Origin of the sequence: Sulfurihydrogenibium sp. (genome assembly GCF_027448985.1) — a bacterium.
Classification (GTDB): domain Bacteria; phylum Aquificota; class Aquificia; order Aquificales; family Hydrogenothermaceae; genus Sulfurihydrogenibium.
The window spans coordinates 1-2,657 of record NZ_DAIDMN010000121.1; the positions used below are offsets into that span (position 1 = coordinate 1).

Annotated in this window: 1 protein-coding gene; it reads left to right on the top strand. The window is 28.5% G+C overall.

Annotated features, from left to right (window positions below):
- The first annotated feature begins 59 nt into the window (after positions 1–59).
- Positions 60–2,465, top strand: a complete 2,406-nt coding sequence (locus NE054_RS07740; protein ID WP_297890353.1) for a tetratricopeptide repeat protein — start codon at positions 60–62, stop codon at positions 2,463–2,465.
- The last annotated feature ends 192 nt before the right edge of the window (positions 2,466–2,657 follow it).

The following is a 2,657-nucleotide window of genomic DNA, read 5'->3' on the forward strand; positions in this document are numbered from 1 at the left end:
TTCTTCATTTTAGCTTTAAGTTTTGCTACTTGTCTTGGTTTGTTTTAAAATTATTTAAATTGGAAATTAGAGTTATAGAAGAAGATTTTAAATCAGGAAAGTATAAAGATTTACAAACTGTATACTACATATATTATCAAACAGGAGATGTAAAAGAGCTAATTTCTATATTAGAGGACCTTTATAAGAAAGAAAAAAGTAACGAGATTTTATACATTTTAACGTCTATTTTATATAATCTTGGAGACACTAACAAAGCATTAATTTATGGCGAAAAACTTGTTAAAGATCATCAACCTTCCTTAAAAGATATTATCCTTTATTCTAACATTTTATACTCTGCCAGAAGATTTAAAGATTCCTTAGAAGTTTTGAAATCCTACTTTAATAAAGTAGATGAAGAAAAAGATGAGAAGCTTAAAAAAGAGTATTTAGATACCCTATCAAACTTGGCATGGGCACTTAAAGATTTTAATACGTCAATTAAAGCTTCGGAAAAATTATATACCATAGAATCAGCAAATTTGGGAGATTTTATCAGACTTTACACATATTACTTATTTAAAGGAGATTATAATCTTTCTAAAAAGTACGCGTATGAAGGATATAAAAAATACAAATTAGAACTTTTAAAAGAAGGTTATGTTGAAAGTTTGTTTAGAATGAAAGAGTATAAAGAAATAATAGAGTTTATAGAAAACGAAAATATAAATTACTTTCAATCCACTTTAATATTTTCCAGATATATAAACAGTTTAATAAAAATCGGGGAAAAACAAAAAGCAATAGATTTAGTTATCAAAACATTAGAATATAATTTTAAGCCGGATTTGTTAGCTGAGCTCATATACACAGCGATAGATACATCAGACCAAAACTTAGCTGAATTAATTGTAAACAACTACTCAAAACATGAAAAACAACTAAAAAAAGAGTTTGGGTTTTTATACTATTTCTTACAAAATGGTAAGAAAGCTTTAACTTTACTCTCTGACCTTAAAAACAGTAAAAATTATTCCGACTTGATTGTTTATGCAGATTTACTAAACTTACTAAACTTATACGGAAAATTCGAAGAAGGTACTTATATGAAGTACAGCATTTATAAACAGTTAAATGAAAAAATAAAATCCGGTCAATACACAGATTTAGATTTAGAAAACTACTTGAAAGTAGCTGTAGAATTTTTACCTGCAAGAAAATACAATGAGCTGTTAGATACAGCTAAAAATAAACTTAGTCCGGATGTTTACCAAGATATATACCATTCATATCTTCTTTCGATAGAAAACCAAAATAAATTAGAATATTTAATGAAAAGGCATAAATACACACTAAGACCTTGGATGAGATTAAACCTTGCACTTTGGATGGGTGACAGATATCTACAACAAGAATTGTTAGAAAAATACTCCAAAATCCTACCTATAAGAGATAGAGTAGAGGCACTTAGAAGAACAGGTGAGATAAATAAAGCAATGTATTATGGTTATAAAGGTTTAGAAGAAAATCCGGATGACTATTTACTGTACAAACAGCAAAGAGATTTAATAGTAGAAAACAGACCTAAACTGGAAATACAAACTTCATACAACGAAAGAGGTAAAGTTGCTGAAGTCACGGAAAACATTTATTTATCAGCTTATGTAGCTGAAGGTGTCAAACTTTTTGTAAAGTATAAAAATTCTGATATAAAAACTTTAGGCTCAGGATTGATAAATGTTAAAAATGTTCAAAACTATACTGTAGGTTTAGAAAAAGTATTAGATGATGGAAAACTAACTGTATCCGTTGGTGTTTTAAATACAATAAACTCAAATCCTTACTTAGATATAAACTACACAAAGTATATGACGAATAGATTATATTCCGGTTTGGGAATTGGGTTTAATGTTCCAGCTGATGATACTTTATACTTACTTTACGGTGGAATGAAAAACAGATACAGTATAAACCTAACTTATAACATAACAAACAGATTAACATACTATATAAACCCATCATACAATCAATTTTACTCATCCGATAAAGTGAAAATAGGAACTTCTTTTAACCTATACGAAGAAATTTATTACAAGTTAAGAGTTGGTTATCCGGATTACACCTTTAGAATATATACATCTCACGGAAAATATTCTGAAAAAGAGGGCAATAAAGGAAGCATAGAAAAAATATCCCAATTTCAAAATCCAAAAGTTTTACCAAACTCATACAATCAAATAGGTGTAGGATTTTTATTTGGATATGATAATGATACTTCTTTAGTAAGAGTTTGGAGACCTTTCCTGAGTGTAGATTTAAATTACAACGATATAACCGGTATAGGTTATGGTTTTGGTGGTGGAATTGGTGGTGGAATTTTCAGACAAGACAATTTAAGTTTAGGAATCAATTACTATAAAGGATTTAAAGGAACCGGTGATAAGTATTTTAACACCTATTTAAAATATCTGTTGTTTTATTAAATTTGTTGGCAAATTAGGTTACATACAATACCATTGATTTATGGTTGGAAAATGCTAAAATATTGAGTAAGATTCTAAAAGGTGGGAAAAGATGGATATCGATAAAATTACGGAAAAGCTAAAAGACCTTCTTTTAGCAGAACTAAAAACAGAATTTAGGGAATTTAAGAATGCCGTAACAGGTGAGCTTGC